Raw genomic sequence first — 21,497 nt, 5'->3', positions numbered from 1 at the left:
ACATGAACCGGAAAATATTGATAGCATTTTGCAGCCTCTTTGCGCTAAGCGCCTGCAATAAACAACTGGATGATCTCCGTCCACATAACGTCACTAATGAGCAAATACAATTCTCCACACCGGGAGGATTTACACAAGCCAGCATTAACTTATACCAGATGATTACCACCGGCATAGGCATGGAAAATGACGCCTTTGGCTATGGTGGCATTGCTATGTTCCTTCCGGAAGCAATGGGTAATAATATCCATGGACTCGATCTGGGACTCAATAAAAATAGTGATGCATTTAATTACATCAACTCACCGGATAGAAATAACAGCTGGACCTACTACCTCTGGCGGGCCAGCTATTATACGATTCTCCATACCAACAAGCTACTCGACCACGTTGCGAAGGATGAAAAAGATCCGGTTATCCTACAGGCGAAAGCAGAAGCATTGTTTGTCCGTGCTTTTGTGTATTTCAACCTGGTACGTTTCTACGGCAAACCTTACTACCAGGATGCTGCCAACAGCCCTGCCGTTATGTTGATCACTACCGCTAACAACGCTGCCGATTATAAGCCCGCAAGAGCCAGTGTGAAAGCCGTGTATGACCAAATCGTCAACGACCTTGAAACTGCTATGCCCTTATTCTCACAGGATAAATCCAGCAGCTACGCGAGCAAGATGGGGGCTGCAGCGTTACTGTCACGCGTGTACCTATACATGGGCGGAACTTTTCAGCAGCCTGTCGCTGCTTTCAATCAAAAAGTAGTAGACAATGCTACCGGGATCATTAGTAGTAACAAGTTCGCCTTGTCACAAGACGCAGCCTATCGCACTTATTACAGCAGTAATAACAAAAATAATAAGGAAGATATTTTTGCCGGCAACATGGACTACGGTAATTCGTCTATCGCCATGTTGTATGCCTATCCACCCCGTGCCGGATACGATGGTGGTTATTATCGCCCTTCTGCACCGCTGTTAGCGCTGATAGCTCCAACAGACCTGCGTTCTTCGCACTATGTGGTAAATATCACTCCCGGCCTGACTACTGATACCATAGCCACCGTAAAATATATGCTTCTTTATAACGCCATCTTTAGCAAGTCGCCCTTCCGCTACCTGCGCCTGGCCGAAGTATACCTGAATCGTGCGGAAGCTTACGCCAAATTAGGTAACAAGGATGCTGCATTGGCCGACCTGAACACCATCCGCAACCGTGCCGGGCTGCCATCAGTAGATCTTTCCGGTGAAGCACTTTTCAATGAAATATTGTTACAACGCCGCATAGAACTGGCTTTCGAAGGACATAACTCCTTCGACTATTTCCGGAACGGCTTGTCAATGGTGAGGACCTACACCTCCGTTGGTAGCGGTGCGATGACCATACCAGCCACCAGTCCGAAAATACTACTGCGCATACCGCAGGAAGAAATCACACTCAATCCTAATCTGACACAAAATCCATAGTAGTATATGAGTAAAATAATCACCGTACTATCGTTATCGTTAGCCATAGCGCAGTTAGCTACTGCGCAGAAAAAATTCAGCATCACCGGCGACGCAGGCAGCAATGCTCCCGCTAAATATTACCTACAGTACAACAACGGGGAAAAATATATCACCGACAGTGCTGCAGTAGTAAACGGCAAATTCAGCTTTAGCGGAACTTTAGCACAACCTTCTTCGGGCATGATCTCCGCAATATTAAGCCGGTCAATGACCGGAAATAAAAAGGAACAGGCGTCTTTATTCCTGGAACCTGTTCCCATGACCGTCAACATACAGAATGGTGACCTTACCACCATTATATTGAAAGGCTCCGTTACCAATGATCAGTATCAAAAACTGGAAGCGGAAAAAGAAGCGGCTACCAAACAATATGAACCATTACTGCAAGCCCTGAAAAATGAAAAGGATCACGATAAAGCAGGCGCCATCCGCCAACAACTGGAGCCTTATTTCGAAGCAAACAGTCAGCTGTCCAGAAAATTCATCCGCGAACATCACAACGCTTTTCTCAGCCTGTACCTGATGCGCTTTGAAGTAGGCAAGTTGTCGCTGGATTCTGCCAAATACTATTTCTCCAGTCTGAGTCCCGCTTTACAAAAGACAAAAGACGGGCAGAAAATCGAGAAAGAAATAAAACAACTGGAAGCCGGATCTCCGGGTAGCACCGCCTTTAACTTCAGTAAAAAAGATATCAACGACCAACCCTTAAAACTTACTGACTTCAGGGGAAAATATGTGCTGCTCGATTTCTGGGCCAGCTGGTGTGTTCCCTGCCGCGCAGGCAATCCACACCTGCTGGAACTATACAAGGAATACAAGGATAAAGGACTGGAAATCATCAGCATTTCTGATGATGACCGCAATCACGACGCCTGGAAAAAAGCTGTGGAAAAAGATGGCATCGGTGTGTGGAAACATGTACTGCGGGGCCTCGACATGGATAAGGTGATGAAGGGTATTTCTAACCCCGGGGATGTTAGCGAACACTATGGCATTCATTCTTTACCCACTCAAATCCTCATTGATCCAAAAGGAGTCATTGTAGCCCGTTATGGTGGTGGCGGAGAAGAACATGAAGGATTAGACAAAAAACTGGCAGCAGTATTGCGATAGCTTTTAGCCATTAGCTTTTAGCTTTTAGCAAAATGCCGCGAATGATTAACATAGGTTGATCTTCCCGGCATTTTGCTAAAAGCTAAAAGCTAATGGCTAAAAGCTAAATAAAATCTTGACCCACACAAAGATTTTATAAATGCAGTACCGCGAATTTTGCATGATAAATGTGCAAATATGAAGCAATCCCGAATGATCAATGTTTTATCCCGCGTATACCTGTTTCTGTCGGCGGGAAGTTTTTTTATGGTAAGTATGATGGGCTTTTTCAGCCCACAGGCGGTAATGGATCTCGTACAGGTGAAGTTGCCTAACACCGATGCGTTTAGCTCCATCCGGGGCGTGTATGGCGGCGTGGGTTTAACGATCACGGTAATGCTGATACGCTGGGCCATTAAAGATATACAGCAGGGCGTTATTTTTTTATGCTGGCTCTGGGGACTATATGCGCTGTCGCGGATCATTACCTGGATGGTAGAAGGACCTCTGGGCGCTTTTGGCACGCAATGGCTCATCATTGAAGGCGTATTCTTTGCAATGGGCGCTCTACTGTGGCTACGTTTACGGAAAAACAGTTTTTCTTTCCAGGCATAAAAAATATAGCGGCAGGTTTAATAGGAAACGGGGTTCTTTCAACAAACAAACGAGCCTCGTTTTTAACCGTTTTTCTTTAATGCGTGCCCATATACTTCCAATGCACGTTTCCGCGCTACCTCATGCGATACAATGGGTTTCACATAATCAAATGTTTCAAATTCCGGCACCCATTTACGGATATATTGCAGGTCCTTATCAAACTTTTGTGTTTGCAAAGTAGGATTGAACACCCGGAAATAAGGCGCCGCATCGCAGCCTGAACCAGCCGCCCATTGCCAGCCACCGTTATTGGCGGCCAGGTCGTAATCCAATAACTTAGCAGCAAAATAGGCTTCTCCCCAGCGCCAGTCTATCAACAAATGTTTAGTGAGAAAACTGGCAGTAATCATGCGTACGCGATTATGCATGTAACCTGTTGCATTCAACTCCCGCATGCCTGCATCTACAATCGGATAACCGGTTGTGCCTTTACACCAGCGTTCAAACTCTGTATGGTTATTACGCCATGCAATTTTATCATATTCCCGCTTAAAAGCATGTCCGACTACATGTGGAAAATGCCAGAGAATCATCTGGTAAAATTCCCGCCATATCAATTCTTTGGCAAAAGTGGCATTCAATGGCATAGCATGTTGCATCAGCGCACGAATGCTGATGGTGCCAAAACGCAAATGAACGCCCAACCGGGAAGTGCCTGCTACTGCCGGGAAATCGCGGGTGGTATCGTAGTGTTGAATCAATACTTCCGGCAATTCTTTTGAAGGAAATTGTGCCGGGCCGGTTTTAAAACCCATCGTGTGCAACGAAGGAATGTTTAACGGCGACTGCTGATACAACTGCTTAATATACTTTTTGCAGGGATAAGGTGTAAGATGAAAATCCGTCAGGGTATCGTACCATCTTCTGCTATAAGGCGTAAAAATCGTATATGGTTCGCCGTTATCTTTCAATACTTCCTTTTTTTCCAGTATTACCTGGTCTTTATATGTATGAAAGGGAATACCTTTTGCGCCAAGCTGCTTACTGATAGCTGCATCCCGGCTAATGGCGTAAGGCTCATAATCATGATTAGCATATACTGCCGCCACCTTATACCTGGACATCCAATGTGAAAATGCAGCTTCAGGCGTCCCATAAAACACATCCATAGTGCTGCTATGTGTTTTCAATTGCTGCTGCATTTCTTCGAGTGCAGCATGGATGAACATCAGCCGGTGGTCCTGTTTTTCTTCCAGATCATCCAGGATGTTGGTATCAAAAATAAATACCGGCACTACCGGTATTCCTGCACGCAATGCGTAATAAAAAGCGGCCTGGTCTTCCAGCCGGAGATCCCGGCGAAACCAGCAAAGACTTACATGCTGTTCCATGCTAACGATTATTTTTCTGCAGCCATCACCCGGCTAAAAGCTAACCGCTAAAAGCTCATGCAAAATTGCGGCGGTAGCGTTCCCGTAACTGCTGTCGCGGAAAAGGCCCACCCAGCGAATGCCATATATGGCGTTCGTTAAAAAGATTTCATCTGCATTCTCGAGGTCATCAATATCAAGCGGTCTTTCTTCTACTTTAAACGGCAATTCTGCCTTCAGCAAATATTTCCGCATCACCCCGCAAACACCTCCTTCCGTAAGGGGTGGAGTATATATTTTTTTATCCCGTACAATAAACAAATTAGCGATGGTGCTGTCTGCCACACGTCCGTATTGATTCATCAGAATTGCTTCATTCAGCCGATGTTGTTTGGCATACATTGCGGCCATCACATAAGGTAAGCAATTATTGGATTTGATGGAAGATAACTTATCACAGCTCTTTTTCACATCCGGAAAAATATCAATCACCAAACCATTTTCGTTTAACTCCAGCACTGTTTTACTGAGTTCCCAGCATTGAATAATATAGTTGGGTAAATTATTCACCGGGTCATATAGTCCACCATCAGAACGGAAAATAGCTAACCGTACCCGGGCCAGGTGTGACACGTTATTCTTATTACAGAGGTCAATAATCTGCTTTGTAAAAAATGCTTTGGTAAAGTGTGGGGGGATATCGAAGTGCAGTAAATGTAAGCTGGCCAGCATTCTTTCGAAATGTAGATCTGCCATCAGTACATGTCCCTGGTATACTTTCAGGGTCTCAAAAAATCCATCCCCGTATCGAAAGGAGCGATTATCGGCAGTAAAAATCGGGTCAGCCGCAGGAATGTATTTACCGTTGTAACAAAGAAATCCAACTTGCACCTCGAACGTTTTTAGCAAGGTGAAAGGTACCAATTATTTGGGGATTTGAGAAGTTTGGGATTTCCGGATTTTGTTTCAAAGGGGTATGTATTGTTAAACAAAATATCTGATTTTAAAACCATCCGGAAATCCCACTGAATATTTATTTACGTTTTTGTAAGCCGCCGAAACGTACACCCACAAAGCCATCTAGCTGGTGAGAAGAACCCAGTAATGCGGTTAATACGCTACCGGAACCAACAAATAAGGGTCCTACACGGAAGCTGGCACCAGCGTTCAGCTTAGACAATTCGTTGTAACTGACCGGCAGGAAGAAACCGAAGATCCGGCCATCATAACGGGGCGTAATGCTGAAACCGCTGAAATACTGCGCATTATAAGGCTTGTTTTTACCGCTGGCCAGCGACAACTGTACATCCATATTTACATAAAACGCATGATGAATGTGGTAGTCGCCATTCAGCTGTAAAGTAGTAGGTAAACTTACGAAGTAAGAAGCATTACTGTTATCTGTAGCTGGTGTAAAATACTGGGGATATTTGCTTAATTCTGCTTTGTAGTTATCTAATTTAATACCATCCAGGTTTTTCATGGAAAACTGCTGTCCGGCAGGAATACCAATCGTGAAGGTACCACTACGGGTTACATCACGCTCGTACTTAATTTTGCCAATGTCCATCAGTGACAAACCGAGGCGGAACTTGTATTTGTTGGCGCCTTTTCCGTGGCTTTCACTCTCCGGACGGTATTCGTATACCGCTCCCAATTCTGCACCAACGCCATGTCCTGTAAATTTAAGCGCATCCGCCGCCTCAAAATCAGAGATATTGAAACCAGCGAAGTTCATCCCCACTTTTCCGGAAGCATTGGTCAGGTAAGCATCCTGTTTGCCTTCATCTACATTGAGCGTACCATGCAGGTGATCTATATTTATGGTACCGTTACCTGCACCGGAAAGGTATTTCAGGCTCACTCCTGCTTTCAGATAGTGAGGTCCCATGGTCAGCACTTCGCGGGCAACAGACACCCCATATTCTGCCCAGGCATTCACGCTTACCCGCATGTTGCTGTTGGAGGCAATGTTGTATGGCAGGTTAGCATTAGACGACAGGTCGTTTACAATTTTATCTGTAAACCTGCCATCCAGGTCGGTAACGTTGGCGACTACACGCACCCGGGAAGTAACCGCAAAAGCAAACTTACCTACGTTAAACATAGCAGAAGGAGCTACTACCCCCACATTCACCAGCGCCTTGGTTAACCCCTTGCTCTGGCCGAATAACTGGTTCTTGATAGAATCGCCGTTGAAAGCCGATCCGATATCGCCCATTTTATACTTCAACTGGTTGTTGGATACACCGGCATTTACGGCAAACAAGTTAACGTCCCAACGATAACGGCTATCTGCAATGTTGGCCGGGTTGGAAAATACACTGTTTACACCTGCATAACTACTGGTACGAAAGCCCGCAAAATCCTGGGCATAAGTGGTGGCACCGCATGACAATAAGAGGAATGTAAAAATCCTTTTCATAGTGACTATTATAGGTTAGGAATAAAATGCTAATAATGCTAAGGCATTAAGTATGCAAAAATATAAACATTAAAATTTATTATATAGTATAAACCCGACTATTAATAAAAATAAAAATGCCCCCGCTTTTGAAGAGCGGGGGCACGTAACGTGTATACGTTCGTTATCTTGTCAGATTTTCATCTCCGGAATATCTCCTTCAATAATTATTCTACCGGCTGTTTTAGCACGGATTTCTTCTACACTCACACCGGGTGCACGCTCCAGCAACTTAAAGCCATCGGGCGTTACATCCAGCACTGCCAACTCTGTAACAATCTTTTTCACACAATTAACACCAGTCAGCGGCAAAGTGCACTGGGGCAGTAATTTGCTTTCCCCTTTAGGATTGGTATGCATCATCGCCACAATAATATTGCGTGCAGATGCCACCAAATCCATGGCGCCTCCCATCCCTTTGACCATTTTACCAGGAATTTTCCAGTTGGCAATATCCCCTTTATCAGATACTTCCATGGCACCTAATACCGTCAGGTCTACCTTACCGGCGCGAATCATACCGAAGCTTTCAGAAGAATCAAAGAAACTTCCACCAGGCAATAATGTCACCGTTTCTTTACCCGCATTGATTAAATCAGCGTCAATATCTTCTGCAGCAGGATAGGGCCCCATACCCAATATCCCGTTTTCAGACTGCAACATAATAGAAATACCCGCAGGGATATAATTGGAAACCAGGGTAGGAATACCAATACCCAGGTTTACATACATACCATCCTGCAGCTCCTGTGCTATTCTTTTGGCTATGCCATATTTATCGAGCGACATGCTATAAAATTTGAAGCGTGGAAAATGTAATCCTTAGATCTTCACCGTGCGGCGTTCGATCCGTTTTTCATAATTACTACCTTGGAAAATGCGGTGCACATAAATGCCCGGCACATGAATCCCGTCGGGATCCAGTTCTCCCGGTTGCACCAGGTGCTCTACTTCTGCAATGGTAATATTCCCCGCTCTGGCCATAGAAGAGCTAAAATTCCGGGTAGTTTTGCGAAAAACGAGGTTACCCATGGTATCACCTTTCCAGGCTTTTACAATGGCGAAATCCGCGTGCAGCGCCAATTCCATCAGGTGAGGCTTACCATTAAATTCACGGACTTCTTTTCCTTCCGCCACTTCAGTACCATAGCCGGCAGGTGTGAAGAAAGCAGGAATACCCATGCCTGCCATCTGGATACGGGTAGCCAGGGTGCCTTGTGGAATCAGGTCTACTTCCAGCTCTCCGGCTAACAACTGTCTTTCAAATTCTGCATTTTCTCCTACGTACGAGGACATCATTTTCCTGATCTGCCGCGTTTTCAGCAACAATCCCAGGCCGAAATCATCTACACCTGCATTATTAGAAATACAGGTCAGGTCTTTCACCCCTTTTTTTACCAGGGCAGCAATACAGTTTTCCGGAATACCACATAATCCAAATCCCCCCAGCATCAGTACCGCTCCATCCCGGATATCTTGTAAGGCTTCGTCGGCATTAGCGATTACTTTGTTCATGTTTTGGTGTTTTATAGATTAAGACTGCCGCTTAACAAAAGGCCGGATCGTATCGAACCTTGGCAGTAATAGCACGCTGTCGGCATAAGGGAAAATGCTTCTCAGGCGAAAGCGCACCGGCGCATTTTCCTCTATAGGGTTACCCAAACGCTGTTTTTTGGCAGCAATGTTGGCCTGAGCCATCTGCAACACTTCTTTTAACCGGTTGGGATGACTCTCATAGTATTTGTAACTCTCCATAAATTCCTTCACACTTACTTTATGGATGTCCAGGATTTGCTTGTAATAAATCTTGACTTTGTCCTGCCTGATGGAATCATAATTGGGGGAATAAGTACCCTGGAACTCATTGCTATAGGAATCAGCAATAGACATATCTTCCAGGATATCACTCATTTTTTCTTTAGAGATATATTTACCCGGCACCTTGTCACCATCACCGCAGGCGAACAAAAACAATACGATCAAAGTCAGGGCGGTGTATTTCGTCATTATATTATTCATTATAGCTTATCGCTTTTAGCAGTCAGCTTTTAGTTCAGCGCGAAGGATTTTCCTAATGGCTAATAGCTAAAAGCTAATAGCTGTTACTTCATCTGTTGATACTTCTGTGCATTCGGTACGTCCATCTGTGACAGCAGTTCCGCAGCACGGCTTCTTTCCTGTGGCATTGCTTTGGAAAATATTTTCTGTAATTCTCCTCCTTTGGCGCTGAAGAATACCTGCATCAGCATGGAGTTGGGAATATCCTGGTGAATGGAATAGAGCATGTTCAGGCAATTCAGCACTACGCCACGTCCTTTATTTACATCATCATACATCACATCCAGTCCTTCCCGGTGATATTGATACATCACATCATGGAACTGCAGGAACTTTGCATTCAGGAGGTTATCCTGCAACCAGTAGCGGTTGCGGTTTCCTTCGAAGGCTTTCCAGCCGGAAATATCTTTTCCATCCGGTGCATTGTTCACAATGTTCAACGCTTTCTTGAAATACAGGTCGCCGCCACGTGGGGAAAAGGAATCATAATCCAGTCCCAGGATGATATTTACATAATAAGCCAGGATAGCAGTGAGATTGGAAGCCAGCGGATCGTTGCCTACAATACGGGTATCACTGTATTCCAGCTGTTGAAATTCTGCATACCGGAAAAGCACATTATTATCCTGGATATTCAGCAAACTGGTGACGTAGCTGCTGTTATATACCGGCCGTGTAGCCTGTATGGTCAGCGATGCCTTGTAAGTATCCGAGCCGGAAGTACCGGTTACATTCAGCAAAAAATTACATTCTATCCGTTCTGCGGGGGTAAAGGCATCATTGGCCCAGTGCCGGTTGTTGAGAAATTCGCGGATAGCATTCTGCAGGGTGGTAAATATCTTTTTATCCACTCCCTGTACCTGGGCAGCCACCACAGATACATTGGCCCTGATTTCCTGGGCCTGAACGGGACGGCAGCAGAATAATACAAATGCGCCTGCCAGGAGCAGGTAAAACGGGAAACGGTTATGCATGTTGCAGTTCAATTATAGCGGAAACAATATCCTGTGCCACGGCTTGTTTTGATTTCAGCGGGAAACTACGTTCATTTCCAGATTTGTCAAACAGCGTTACTTTGTTGGTATCATAGTTAAACCCGGCGCCTGCATCCGCGAGCGAATTCATTACAATCATGTCCAGGTGCTTCTCCCGCAGCTTTTTGAGGGCATATTCCTTTTCATTGTTGGTTTCCAGTGAAAAACCGATCAGCAGTTGCTGTGGTCCTTTGTTATCACCTAATGAACGGAGTATATCGGGTGTTTTCTCGAGATCTATGTGTAGCTGTGCTTCTCCTTTCTTAATTTTTTTATCGGCCACATTAGCCGGGCGGTAATCCGCTACTGCGGCGGCAGCCACCACAATATTGGCAGTCGGGTACAGGGCAGTTACCTTATCAAACATTTCCTGTGCTGTTTGTATGCGGCTGATGGTTACCCCGGTATGGCTAGTTTGCTGGGAAGTGGGACCCAGTACTAGTTGTACATTAGCGCCGGCATCTGCCAGTGCTTCAGCAATGGCGATCCCCATTTTCCCGCTGGAATGGTTGCTGATATACCTTACCGGGTCTATATGTTCGATGGTAGGTCCGGCGGTAACAATGGCCGTTTTACCCGTCAGTGGTTTGTTTTTTGAGTTTGCCTTCGGCAGATGTGTTTGCAGCCAGGCCACTATTTGCTCCGGTTCTGCCATACGGCCTTCACCGAAAAGGCCACTGGCCAATTCTCCGGAACCAATGGGGATTTGCTGATGCCCGTAGGCGATCAGTTTTTCCACATTGTGGCGGGTAGCCGGGTGATGCCACATGTCTTCATCCATGGCGGGGGCAAATACCACCGGGCAGGTAGCTGACAGGTATACGGCAAGGAGCAGGTTATCACAAAGGCCCTGTGCCATTTTAGCGATGGTATTGGCGGAAGCGGGGGCAATCACCATGATATCTGCCCAGCGGCCCAGCATAACATGGTTATTCCAGCTGCTATGGTCGGCGATGTTCATCGGCACCTCGTTTTTGGAGAGGGTGGCGAGGGTGAGGGGGGTAATGAAATCGGCTGCGGCGGGGGTCATGATTACCTTTACTTCTGCGCCTTCTTTTACCAGCAGGCGGATCAGGGTAGCCGATTTATAGGCGGCAATGCTGCCGGATACCCCCAGCAGGATTTTCTTTCCTTGTAGCATTTTGATAGCGTCCATGGAGATATATAAAAACAAAAGCGGCAGAAATCATTCTGCCGCCATGAAATTAATATTTTTATTTTTCGCAATCGCGCACCTCACAAAATAATGTGTGGCGGATTAGCTAAACAAATCGTCATCGTTCTTGCGGAAATAAATTTTGCTATCCAGGAATTCCTGTGTAGCCTGGATCGCTGGATTTGCCAGTCTTTCATAAAAACGGGAAATCTCAATCTGCTCCTTGTTCTCGTGCACTTCTTCGAGGTTGTCAGTATGACTGGCAAACTCTTCCAGTTTGGAATGGAGCTCCTCTTTCACGGAAATATTGATCTGATTGGCGCGTTTGGCTATCACGGCAATAGACTCATATAAATTACCAGTTCTGTTCTTAATATCGGTAGTATTTTTGGTTTCTACCCAGGGATTAAGGCTACTGGTTAGACTTCGCTTTAATTTGCTCATTATCCAGTGTTTTAATGTTGTTTTGCGCTAAGGTATAAAATTTTTCGGCATCAACCTTCAATTTACTGTTCGGGTAGTGATCCGCGAAATCCAGGTATTCGTCTAAAACGGTGGCGTAGCGCTCCTTTTGTTTCTCCGGAATACTATTTCTGGCATAATTATAATACGATCTGATGGCCATTACTTTGTATCCATCGCTTTTGTCAGAGTCGGGGTAATTGCGCATCAGGTTTTTGAAGGCGATACCGGCCGCTTTGAAATAGCCCAGGTTATAATACAGTTCGGCGCTGTTAAACTCTTTCTTTTCCAGCTTACGGCGGCACAACTCTATCACCAGGTTGGCTTCCGACACTTTATCCGCGGTTGGATAGTTGTTGATGAAGGTTTGCATGGCAGCAATGGCCTTCATGGTGTTAGACTGATCCAGGGATACTTTCGGGGATTGTTTATAGTAGCAGTATGCCTGCATATAGTCAATCTCCACTGCTCTCGGGCTGTTAGGGAACAAATCCAGGTAATTCTTAAACTGGAATGCCGCCTGTACATAGTCTTTAACATAGTAAGAGCAGTATGCGAAATTATAATACATCGGTTCAAACTTGTCTGTACCCTTATACACTTGTACCAGGTCAGTATACAGAGTGATCGCTGTATTGTATTTTTTCTTTTTAAATAACTGGTTGGCGTAGTCCAGTTTCTTTTCAAAGTTGTTGCTTTTCTCTATTCTACGCAACTGGTTGTTACAGGAGGTAGATACGATTGCCGCAAGAACAGTGATGTACAATAAAAATTTCCGCATAAAAGAGTGGCAAAATTAAGAATTAAATGTAAATGTAAGGCAGAGAGATGTTGATTGCTGTTAAAATTTTGCAAAAGAGAGAATTAAATCGCTGAATGCGAGGTTTTCCACGGCCATTGGAGTTGCTGACATTTTTACCACCCGGCTGTGGAAAATTGGCTTTCTAACACAAAAATGGGGGCAAAAAACAGTCAGATTAAAAAAAAAGCACACGCATAAATCCAAAAACGACCCATTTTCCCACCCGACACCTCTTTCCGGAATAACCCGCCCCATAGGCAACTCACATGATATAAACATCAGAACATGCATTATAAACACATTATCCACATGTAAATTTCAAGAATGCACACAATCCGTGCATAAACGGTAGCAGATGGCGGCCTATGCAGGCAATCCCATCTGTGGAAAAAATTTATAAAGTATTTTTTCGTTAAAAAGTGGGAAAAAGTGTTATTTTGTGTTAGAAAATGGATTTTCAAGGACTTTGCCCCATGGTATGACAGGATTTCTCGGTGAATATGAATCGACGCTGGACGCAAAAGGACGCTTTCTGTTACCTGCTGGTTTTAAAAAGCAGTTATCAGACGGGGCCGGAGGACAGTTTGTGATTAACCGAGGGTTTGAAAAATGCTTGTCCCTGTATCCCATGAATGAATGGCAGCCAATTTTTGAACGTATCAGCAAGTTGAATGACTTTGACCCAAAAGTAAGGGAATTCAGGCGGTACTTTTTAAACGGGGCCACCATTCTGGAGTTAGACAGTGCAGGAAGACTGCTGGTACCAAAAAACCTGTTGTCTTACGCCAATCTGGAAAAAGATATTGTGCTGGCAGCAGCATCCAATAAAATCGAGATCTGGGATAAAGCTAAATACCAGGAGTTCTTTGAAAATTTCTCACCAGGAGCGTTCAGTGATCTGGCACAACAGGTAATGGGAGGAGGAGATAACAACATTTCAATTTAAAGAGGGGAGCATATGGGCGAACAACAATATCATTTACCCGTTCTGCTACAGGAAACAACGGAACTGCTACAAATTAACCCGGAAGGGATTTATGTAGACGCGACGTTTGGAGGCGGAGGACATTCACGCGCCATACTGGAGAAACTGGGTGAAAAAGGAAGGCTGATAGTATTTGATCAGGATGAAGATGCTTACCGTAACAGGATCATAGACGAACGCGTAACTTTTGTACAACAAAACTTCCGTCATCTGCAACGCTTTTTAAAATTACACAAAGCAGAACAGGTAGACGGACTGCTGGCAGATCTGGGCGTATCATCGCACCAGTTTGACACCGCTGAAAGAGGATTCAGTATTCGCTTTGATGGCGACCTGGACATGCGAATGGACACGAGAACCGAATTTACGGCCGCTCAATTGCTGGCTACTTGGGGAGAAGCAAGGTTACAACTGATTTTCCAGGAATATGGGGAAGTCACTAATGCCAAAACCCTCGCACAAACAATTGTAAAGCAACGTAAAACACACCCCATGCGCACTATCACGGAATTTAAATCCGTGATTCAGCCCATCGTAAAAGGCAATCCGCAAAAATACCTGGCACAGGTTTTCCAGGCATTGCGTATCGCTGTAAATGATGAACTGGGCGCACTGAAAGATTTACTGGAGCAAGCTACCAACGTACTTAAACCGGGAGGCAAACTCGCCGTCATTACTTTCCACTCGCTGGAAGACAGGATGGTGAAAAATTTTATGAAGACAGGAAGGTTCGAAGAAGCACCCGAAGATCCGTTTGCGAAAGAAACACCCCCTAAATTGTTCAGATTAATCACAAAAAAACCGGTTACCGCCAGCGATGCAGAACTAAAGCTTAATGGGAGATCCAGAAGTGCAAAACTGCGGGTGGCCGAAAAACTAGCGTGACGCGGCTTAAACCGCTCACCAAATCCTACCCTATCCTATACACATCTGTTTGATTTGCGTTCAGGTTTATATTGTCAATTTTTTTAAAAGGCATAGAGCGTGTTGCAGGAAGAAACTATAGAAACAAACCAGGAAATCCCGGCGGATGACATCAACAACATTCCCCCGGAACAACGAAAAGAATGGCGGTTGCGCATCAACTACAGAGCGTTGGTACAAAACATGCCCTTTATCGGCTTCTTAGCCGTCCTGGCCCTGATCTATATCGCTAACAGTCACCTCGCCGAAAAAAAAATCAGACGTATCAATAAACTTGGGAAAGAAATAAAAGAGCTGAAGTGGGAATACATCAATGTGAAAAGTGAGCTCATGTTTCGAAGCAAAATGAGTGAAGTCAGCAAATCTGTTGAGCCGCTGGGACTTAAACAACTCAGCTCCCCTCCACAAAAAATTGTGCTGAAAAAGGAAGCAGAAAAATGATTTTAATATTGATGCCTGACGCTGCCCGCCTGACCCAGAAATCAGGTCGGGGATGCTGGTAAATCAAATCAATGGCAAGCATCTCAAATACAAATGCAGCCAGTGTCAGGTATCTTCTTAGCTTTTAGCTATTAGCTCTTAGCCCTTAGCCATCTATGGTTGAGGGCATTGATGTAGAAACTAATACTTAAAGCGATATAAATTAAACGCTGTTGGCTAATAACTAACAGCTAAAGTAAAACAAACTAAAAGCTAATAGCTAAACGCTAACAGCTAAAGCGATGGATGTAAAAAAGGATATATTGTGGAGAGTGTATCTGTGCCTGATCGGCATGGCGCTGTTCGGCGTGGCTATCCTGGTAAAAGTATTCTATATCCAGCAAGTACAGGGAAACTACTGGCGTAGCATGGCCGACAGCCTGCACACCGGCTACGTAGCCCTCGATGCGGAAAGAGGTACTATCTACTCAGAAGAAGGCAGAATGCTATCTACCTCCATTCCTTACTTCGACATCCGCATCGATTTCGCCGCCGATGGGCTCCGCGACAAAAACGGGAAAGTATTCGAAGAAAACCTGGACTCCCTCTCCTACAAATTGTCTGAAGTATTTGGTGACCGCACCAAAATCGCCTACAAACAATTACTGCGGGAAGGATATAAATCAAAGGATCGCTACTTCTTACTGAAAAGAGACGTCCCCTTTAACCAATACCAGGAACTACGCAGCTTCCCGATGTTTCGCCTCGGCAAAAATAAAGGCGGCATGATCGCTGAATCCAAAAGTAAGCGTATCAACCCCTTTAAATTACTCGCCAACAGAACCATCGGACTGGCCCGCGAAAATTCTCAGAGCGTAGGCCTCGAAAGAACCTACAACGATTACCTGAAAGGCGTTACCGGTAAAAGACTGATGCGCCGCATTGCCGGAGGCACCTACGTTCCCGTGGATGGTTATGATATTGAACCAGAAAACGGCCGCGATGTAGTCACCACCATCGATGTAAACATGCAGGATATTGTGGAAACAGCCCTCATGAATATGATGGTGCAAAACGAAGCTGACCACGGTACCTGTATCCTCATGGAGGTAAAAACAGGTAAAATAAAAGCTATCGCCAACCTCGGTAAACAACCCGATGGCAACGGCTACTGGGAAGATATGAACTATGCACTGCAGGTAGCAGAACCAGGTTCCACCTTTAAACTGGCTACTGTAATCGCTGTGCTGGAAGATAAATACGCTACCATGAACTCCATGGTGAACATGGACGGTGGCCGCTGGCAGGTAGGACGCAGAACCGTTTTCGATTCTGAACCTCACCCGGGCCCGCAAAATGTAACCATCAAACACGCCTTTGAACTCAGTTCAAACGTGGGAATGGCAAAACTGGCCTACCAGTTTTATAACCGGCAACCGAATAACTTTGTCGCCCATTTGAAAAAATTGCGACTCGATCAAAGTACCGGTATAGACCTGATAGGCGAAGGAAGACCAGTAATTAAAACCACTGCGTCCAAAACCTGGAGCAACACATCCCTGCCATGGATGGCATTCGGATATGAAGTGCTTATCAGCCCGTTGCAAACCTGTATGCTGTACAACGCTGTAGCTAACAACGGTAAAATGATGAAACCCTACCTCGTCAACTCCATACAGGAATATGGCCAGGTAGTTAAACAATTTGAGCCCACTGTACTGCTGGATAGCATCTGTTCTCAAAACACGCTGAAACAAGTACAGGCCATGCTCGAAGGCGTACCAATAGATGGTACCGCAAAAAAATTGCGGACCCCCTATTACGCTTTCGCCGCTAAAACAGGCACGGCACTCGTGGCAAATGGCAACCGGGGCTATGCAGACAAAATCTACCAATCTTCCTTTGCCGGCTATTTCCCGGCAAAAGATCCGCAGTATACCTGCGTGGTAGTGATAAAAAATAAACCGCATGCATTGCGCTTTTACGGCGCAGGCGTTGCGGGTCCCGTGTTTAGAGAAGTGGCAGATAAATTATATGCCATCGCAGTGGAAAAACAAAAACCCATGCAGGCAACACTGCAGCTGGATACCCTCCTGACCCTGAAAAATGGAAAAGGAAGCGAATGGAAACAAATCCTCGGTACCCTGCAACTGCCGGTAAACAGCGCCCCCGCCAACAACAGCTGGGTAAGCGCTAAGGTAACGGATCGCAAAATTGCCTTCCAACAAGTACCTCAAGTAAAAGGTGCCGTACCAGACGTTACCGGAATGGGATTGAAAGATGCACTCTACCTCCTCGAAAATGCAGGACTAAGAGTAGTGGTAAAAGGCGCCGGAAAAGTGAAAACACAATCACTCCCCGGCGGAACAAAAATAGGAAACGAACAAACAATCGTAATAGAACTGAGCTAGATGAAGACGCTGCGCGACATATTGCATAATGTAAGCATCCAGGCGGTGCATGGCAATACAGATATTACCATCAACGCCCTGGCCATCGACTCCCGGGCTATCGGAGCGGGCGATGCTTTCATTGCGGTAAAAGGAGTACATGTAGACGGACACGCCTACATCGACAAAGCAATTGCACAAGGTGCAGTAGCAGTGATCTGTGAATCATTACCTGACCAACGCGCGGAAAATGTATGTTATGTACTGGTAAACAACAGCGCTACTGCCAGCGGTATCATGGCGGGCAACTTCTATGATAACCCGTCTCATAAAGTACAACTGGTAGGCGTTACAGGTACTAACGGTAAAACCACCATCGCTACCCTGCTGTTCCGCTTGTTTACCAAACTGGGATATCACTGTGGACTATTATCTACAGTACAAAATCAGATAGGCGATACCGTTATACCGGCTACACATACCACACCGGATCCGATTAACCTCAACGCCCTGCTGGCACAAATGGTGAACGATGGCTGCCTCTATGTATTCATGGAAGTAAGCTCTCACGCCATCCATCAGCAACGTATTGCAGGACTAAAATTCGCGGGAGGCATCTTCAGTAATATCACCCACGACCACCTGGACTACCACAAAACGTTTGATGAATACATCCGGGTGAAAAAATCATTCTTTGACAACCTGCCCGCAGACGCTTTCGCCATCACCAACCTCGATGATAAAAGAGGAATGGTCATGTTGCAAAATACCAAAGCGAAAAAAGCAACGTATAGCCTGCGTACCCTGGCCGATTTCAAAGGAAAGATCCTGGAAAATAATCTCACCGGACTGGTAATGCTGGTAGGCGATACCGAAGTGCATTTCCGCCTGATCGGTGAATTCAATGCCTACAACCTGCTGGCCGTGTACGGCGCAGCAGTATCACTGGGCATCGATAAAGCAAAAGTATTACAGGCCCTCAGCGACATTCAGGGCGCAGAAGGCCGGTTCGATTATATCGTTTCTGATAAGGAACAAATTATCGCTATCGTAGATTATGCACATACACCGGATGCATTGAAAAATGTACTGGCTACTATCAAAAATCTGCGTAAAGGCAATGACCAGGTGATCACCGTTGTAGGCTGCGGCGGCGACAGAGATACCACTAAACGCCCTATCATGGGTGAAGTAGCCGCAGAAAATAGTGACCGCGTGATCCTGACTTCGGATAATCCCCGCTCGGAAGATCCGGTGGCCATTATCCATGAAATGGAAGCAGGTATCCCCGTTCATCTGAAAAAGAAAGTGATTTCCATTACCGACCGGAAAGAAGCTATTAAAACAGCCCTTTCCCTCGCCAATCGGGAAGATATTATTCTCGTAGCCGGTAAAGGACATGAAAAATACCAGGAAATCAAAGGAGTGAAACATCACTTCGATGATAAAGAAGTGCTGGTGGACATGATGAAGCTGATGGAAAAATAAAATTAAAACTGAAACTGAATACTTAATAATCCAATGACTTAAAAGCCTGTCTCACTGCGCAGCAGTAGGCGGGTTACGACTAAAACATATGTTATATTATTTTTTAAATTACCTGAAAACAGAATTTAAGATCAGCGTCATCGGCGGTGGTATGTTTCAGTATATCACTTTCCGTGTAACGATGGCATTGTTGCTGTCGCTGGTTATTTCATTGTTGTTTGGTAAAAGGATTATTAGGTTTCTGCAGAAAAAACAAATCGGTGAAACCATTCGTGAATTGGGTTTGCAAGGAGAAAATTCAAAAAAAGGTACCCCTACAATGGGTGGGCTGATCATTCTCTCTGCCATCGTAATACCCACCTTACTGTTTGCACAGGTGGCGAATGTTTACATCTGGCTGATATTATTATCTACTGTATGGCTGGGACTCATCGGTTTCCTGGACGACTATATCAAAGTATTTAAAAAGAATAAAGAAGGACTGGCCGGACGGTTTAAAATCATGGGGCAGGTAGGTTTGGGCCTCATCGTTGGTTGTACACTTTACTTCAACAATGATGTGGTAGTGTCACGCGAAGTAATGGGCGCCCGGAAACTGGCTCCTTATGAAAGACAAATCACCAACCACCCGGAACGTGTAACCCGCGATGGACACCGATTTGTGGACGTAAAAACGCCTATTACCACCATTCCTTTTGTAAAGAATCATGAATTCAATTATTCCAAATTGATTTCATGGATCCCAGGAGCAGAGAAATACACATTTGTTCTTTATATACTGATCGTCATCTTTATTATTACCGCGGTATCTAACGGCGCTAATCTGACAGATGGCCTGGATGGTCTGGCAACAGGTGTTTCAGGGATTATAGGCATAGGACTTGGCATCTTTGCCTATGTATCTGGTAACATCCAGTTCGCGGAATACCTGAACATCATGTATATCCCGGACCTGGGAGAATTGTCCATATTCATTGCCGCATTTGTAGGCGCCTGTATCGGATTCCTCTGGTACAATGCCTATCCGGCGCAAGTATTTATGGGCGACACCGGTAGTTTGGCATTAGGGGGTATTATCGCCTCCCTGGCTATCATTGTAAGAAAGGAATTATTGATACCTATCTTCTGTGGCGTATTCCTGGTAGAACTGTTGTCTGTTATGTTACAGGTATCTTACTTTAAATATACCAAGAAGAAATATGGTGAAGGCAGACGTATTCTGAAAATGTCGCCCCTGCACCACCACTACCAGAAAGTAGGTTATCACGAAAGCAAAATATCAGTTCGCTTCTGGATTATTACCATTATGTGTGTGGTAGTAGCCATTGCTACACTGAAAATGAGATAATAATTATACTAACAACGAAGATTAAACGAAATGGAACATAAACTCATCATATTAGGAGCCGGAGAAAGCGGAATTGGGGCGGCCTTGCTGGGAAAACAGCAAGGGTATGATGTATTTGTATCTGACGGAGGAACAATAAAAGACAACTATAAACAGGAACTGGCGGTAAACCAGATCTCTTTTGAAGAAGGACATCATTCCTGGGACATCATCCTCGAGGCCAACGAAATCGTTAAAAGCCCGGGCATCCCTGAAAAATCGGAATTGATGAAAAAGGTACGCGAAAAAGGCATACCGGTAATCTCCGAAATAGAGCTGGCCTACCGTTTCTCGACAGGTAAAAAGATTATTGCCATCACCGGCAGCAACGGCAAAAGCACCACTACTGCCCTCACCTACCACATTTTCAAAAACGCAGGACTGAATGTGGCCATGGTAGGAAATATTGGTATCAGCTATGCAAGGCAGGTGGCAACCGCACCGGCGGAGTATTATGTGATTGAAATCAGCAGCTTCCAGCTGGATGACATTAAGGACTTCAAACCCAATGTGGCCATCCTCCTGAACATTACGCCTGATCACCTGGATCGCTACGACTATAAAATGGAAAATTACGTAGCCTCCAAATTCAGAATCGCCATGAATCAAACAGCAGAAGACTATTTCATCTACTGTATGGACGATCCTGAGATCATGCGACATTTAGCGCAGCAACCCATTTATTCAGCATCAATACCTTTTACCATCATGAAACCACTGAAAGAAGGCGGCTTTATTGCCAACGACCAGTTGCACATCGATGTCAACGGAGATCCGGTTATCATGTCAATGTATGACCTGTCACTAAAGGGAAAACATAATCTGTATAATTCGATGGCAGCAGCTATTGCAGGCAGAACCATGGATATTAGAAATGAAAAAATCCGGGAAAGCCTTACCTCATTTGAAAGCCTCGAACACCGGATGGAATATGTGACGAGCGTGAGAGGCGTCGATTTTATTAATGATAGCAAAGCTACCAATGTAAACTCTGTTTGGTTTGCACTGGAAAGCTTCGATAAACCTATTGTCCTGATCATGGGCGGTGTGGATAAGGGCAACGACTATGATGCCATCCGCGACCTGGTGAAAGAAAAAGTAAAAGCCATCGTTTGCCTGGGCGTAGATAATACCCCCATCTTTGCAGCGCTGTCTAACGATACACCAGTAATGATCAACACTACCAGCATGCACGATGCGGTACAGGAAGCTTTTAAACAGGCTACCAAAGGAGATATCGTTTTATTATCTCCCGCCTGCGCCAGCTTCGATCTCTTCAAAAATTATGAAGACAGAGGCCGGAAATTCAAAGATGAAGTAAAAGCCCTGTAAAAGGTGATCATATAATAAATGGGTAAAACAAAAA

Annotated in this window: 20 protein-coding genes; 10 read left to right on the top strand and 10 right to left on the bottom strand. The window is 45.1% G+C overall.

Annotated features, from left to right (window positions below; genetic code table 11):
• Positions 1-2 precede the first annotated feature (2 nt).
• The 3 genes from AC5ZC7_RS01505 to AC5ZC7_RS01495 all read left to right on the top strand — a co-directional run bounded on the left by AC5ZC7_RS01505 (position 3) and on the right by AC5ZC7_RS01495 (position 3,209).
• Positions 3-1,460 carry a RagB/SusD family nutrient uptake outer membrane protein gene (locus tag AC5ZC7_RS01505; protein WP_496159928.1) on the top strand — a complete coding sequence of 486 codons (1,458 nt, stop codon included), beginning with the start codon at positions 3-5 and terminating at the stop codon, positions 1,458-1,460.
• Positions 1,461-1,466: 6 nt separating this feature from the next.
• Positions 1,467-2,615, top strand: coding sequence for a redoxin domain-containing protein (locus tag AC5ZC7_RS01500; protein ID WP_496159929.1), 1,149 nt, complete (start codon positions 1,467-1,469; stop codon positions 2,613-2,615).
• 177 nt (positions 2,616-2,792) lie between these two features.
• Positions 2,793-3,209: a DUF4345 family protein gene (locus AC5ZC7_RS01495; RefSeq protein ID WP_496159930.1), complete on the top strand. Its 417-nt coding sequence runs from the start codon at positions 2,793-2,795 to the stop codon at positions 3,207-3,209.
• Positions 3,210-3,271: 62 nt separating this feature from the next.
• Here the strand turns inward: AC5ZC7_RS01495 and AC5ZC7_RS01490 are convergent, their stop codons facing one another.
• The 10 genes from AC5ZC7_RS01490 to AC5ZC7_RS01445 all read right to left on the bottom strand — a co-directional run bounded on the left by AC5ZC7_RS01490 (position 3,272) and on the right by AC5ZC7_RS01445 (position 12,516).
• The gene (locus tag AC5ZC7_RS01490; RefSeq protein WP_496159931.1) at positions 3,272-4,582 is read right to left on the bottom strand and encodes an FAD-binding domain-containing protein; all 1,311 of its coding nucleotides are present in this window, start codon (positions 4,580-4,582) and stop codon (positions 3,272-3,274) included.
• A 33-nt stretch (positions 4,583-4,615) separates the two neighbouring features.
• Entirely contained in the window at positions 4,616-5,452 is an 837-nt protein-coding gene (locus tag AC5ZC7_RS01485; protein WP_496159932.1) for an aminotransferase class IV, read from the bottom strand.
• A gap of 142 nt (positions 5,453-5,594) precedes the next feature.
• The gene (locus tag AC5ZC7_RS01480) at positions 5,595-6,986 is read right to left on the bottom strand and encodes a DUF5723 family protein (RefSeq protein WP_496159933.1); all 1,392 of its coding nucleotides are present in this window, start codon (positions 6,984-6,986) and stop codon (positions 5,595-5,597) included.
• 171 nt (positions 6,987-7,157) lie between these two features.
• Positions 7,158-7,814, bottom strand: coding sequence for a 3-oxoacid CoA-transferase subunit B (locus AC5ZC7_RS01475; RefSeq protein WP_496159934.1), 657 nt, complete (start codon positions 7,812-7,814; stop codon positions 7,158-7,160).
• Positions 7,815-7,847: 33 nt separating this feature from the next.
• A complete protein-coding gene (locus tag AC5ZC7_RS01470) occupies positions 7,848-8,540 on the bottom strand; it encodes a 3-oxoacid CoA-transferase subunit A (RefSeq protein ID WP_496159935.1) in 693 nt (230 codons plus the stop codon).
• Positions 8,541-8,558: 18 nt separating this feature from the next.
• Positions 8,559-9,032: a DUF4296 domain-containing protein gene (locus tag AC5ZC7_RS01465; protein WP_496159936.1), complete on the bottom strand. Its 474-nt coding sequence runs from the start codon at positions 9,030-9,032 to the stop codon at positions 8,559-8,561.
• A gap of 95 nt (positions 9,033-9,127) precedes the next feature.
• Positions 9,128-10,057: a type IX secretion system protein PorD gene (porD, locus tag AC5ZC7_RS01460; RefSeq protein WP_496159937.1), complete on the bottom strand. Its 930-nt coding sequence runs from the start codon at positions 10,055-10,057 to the stop codon at positions 9,128-9,130.
• Complete coding sequence (gene coaBC, locus AC5ZC7_RS01455; RefSeq protein WP_496159938.1) at positions 10,050-11,273, bottom strand: bifunctional phosphopantothenoylcysteine decarboxylase/phosphopantothenate--cysteine ligase CoaBC; 1,224 nt, start codon at positions 11,271-11,273, stop codon at positions 10,050-10,052. The genes porD and coaBC overlap by 8 nt, the downstream gene beginning before the upstream one ends.
• Positions 11,274-11,375: 102 nt before the next feature.
• Positions 11,376-11,717, bottom strand: a complete 342-nt coding sequence (locus AC5ZC7_RS01450) for a DNA-directed RNA polymerase subunit omega (protein ID WP_079469388.1) — start codon at positions 11,715-11,717, stop codon at positions 11,376-11,378.
• Positions 11,686-12,516 carry an outer membrane protein assembly factor BamD gene (locus tag AC5ZC7_RS01445; RefSeq protein WP_496159939.1) on the bottom strand — a complete coding sequence of 277 codons (831 nt, stop codon included), beginning with the start codon at positions 12,514-12,516 and terminating at the stop codon, positions 11,686-11,688. The genes AC5ZC7_RS01450 and AC5ZC7_RS01445 overlap by 32 nt, the downstream gene beginning before the upstream one ends.
• A 499-nt stretch (positions 12,517-13,015) precedes the next feature.
• Between AC5ZC7_RS01445 and mraZ the strand changes: the two genes are divergently transcribed.
• The 7 genes from mraZ to murD all read left to right on the top strand — a co-directional run bounded on the left by mraZ (position 13,016) and on the right by murD (position 21,463).
• Entirely contained in the window at positions 13,016-13,483 is a 468-nt protein-coding gene (mraZ, locus tag AC5ZC7_RS01440; RefSeq protein ID WP_291922766.1) for a division/cell wall cluster transcriptional repressor MraZ, read from the top strand.
• Positions 13,484-13,495: 12 nt separating this feature from the next.
• Positions 13,496-14,407 (top strand): 16S rRNA (cytosine(1402)-N(4))-methyltransferase RsmH, encoded by a 912-nt coding sequence (rsmH, locus tag AC5ZC7_RS01435; RefSeq protein WP_496159940.1) that lies wholly within the window; start codon positions 13,496-13,498, stop codon positions 14,405-14,407.
• A 99-nt stretch (positions 14,408-14,506) separates the two neighbouring features.
• Complete coding sequence (locus AC5ZC7_RS01430; RefSeq protein ID WP_496159941.1) at positions 14,507-14,887, top strand: FtsL-like putative cell division protein; 381 nt, start codon at positions 14,507-14,509, stop codon at positions 14,885-14,887.
• Between the two features lie 281 nt (positions 14,888-15,168).
• Entirely contained in the window at positions 15,169-17,277 is a 2,109-nt protein-coding gene (locus AC5ZC7_RS01425; protein WP_496159942.1) for a penicillin-binding transpeptidase domain-containing protein, read from the top strand.
• Entirely contained in the window at positions 17,278-18,744 is a 1,467-nt protein-coding gene (locus AC5ZC7_RS01420) for a UDP-N-acetylmuramoyl-L-alanyl-D-glutamate--2,6-diaminopimelate ligase (protein WP_496159943.1), read from the top strand.
• 88 nt (positions 18,745-18,832) lie between these two features.
• Complete coding sequence (mraY, locus tag AC5ZC7_RS01415; RefSeq protein WP_496159944.1) at positions 18,833-20,092, top strand: phospho-N-acetylmuramoyl-pentapeptide-transferase; 1,260 nt, start codon at positions 18,833-18,835, stop codon at positions 20,090-20,092.
• A 30-nt stretch (positions 20,093-20,122) separates the two neighbouring features.
• A complete protein-coding gene (gene murD, locus AC5ZC7_RS01410; protein WP_477075213.1) occupies positions 20,123-21,463 on the top strand; it encodes a UDP-N-acetylmuramoyl-L-alanine--D-glutamate ligase in 1,341 nt (446 codons plus the stop codon).
• Positions 21,464-21,497 lie beyond the last annotated feature (34 nt).

Source organism: Chitinophaga sp. 9-1-y, assembly GCF_059511905.2.
The sequence above is the reverse complement of the archived record's forward strand: the minus strand, read 5'-3'. Positions and strand labels throughout refer to the sequence as shown.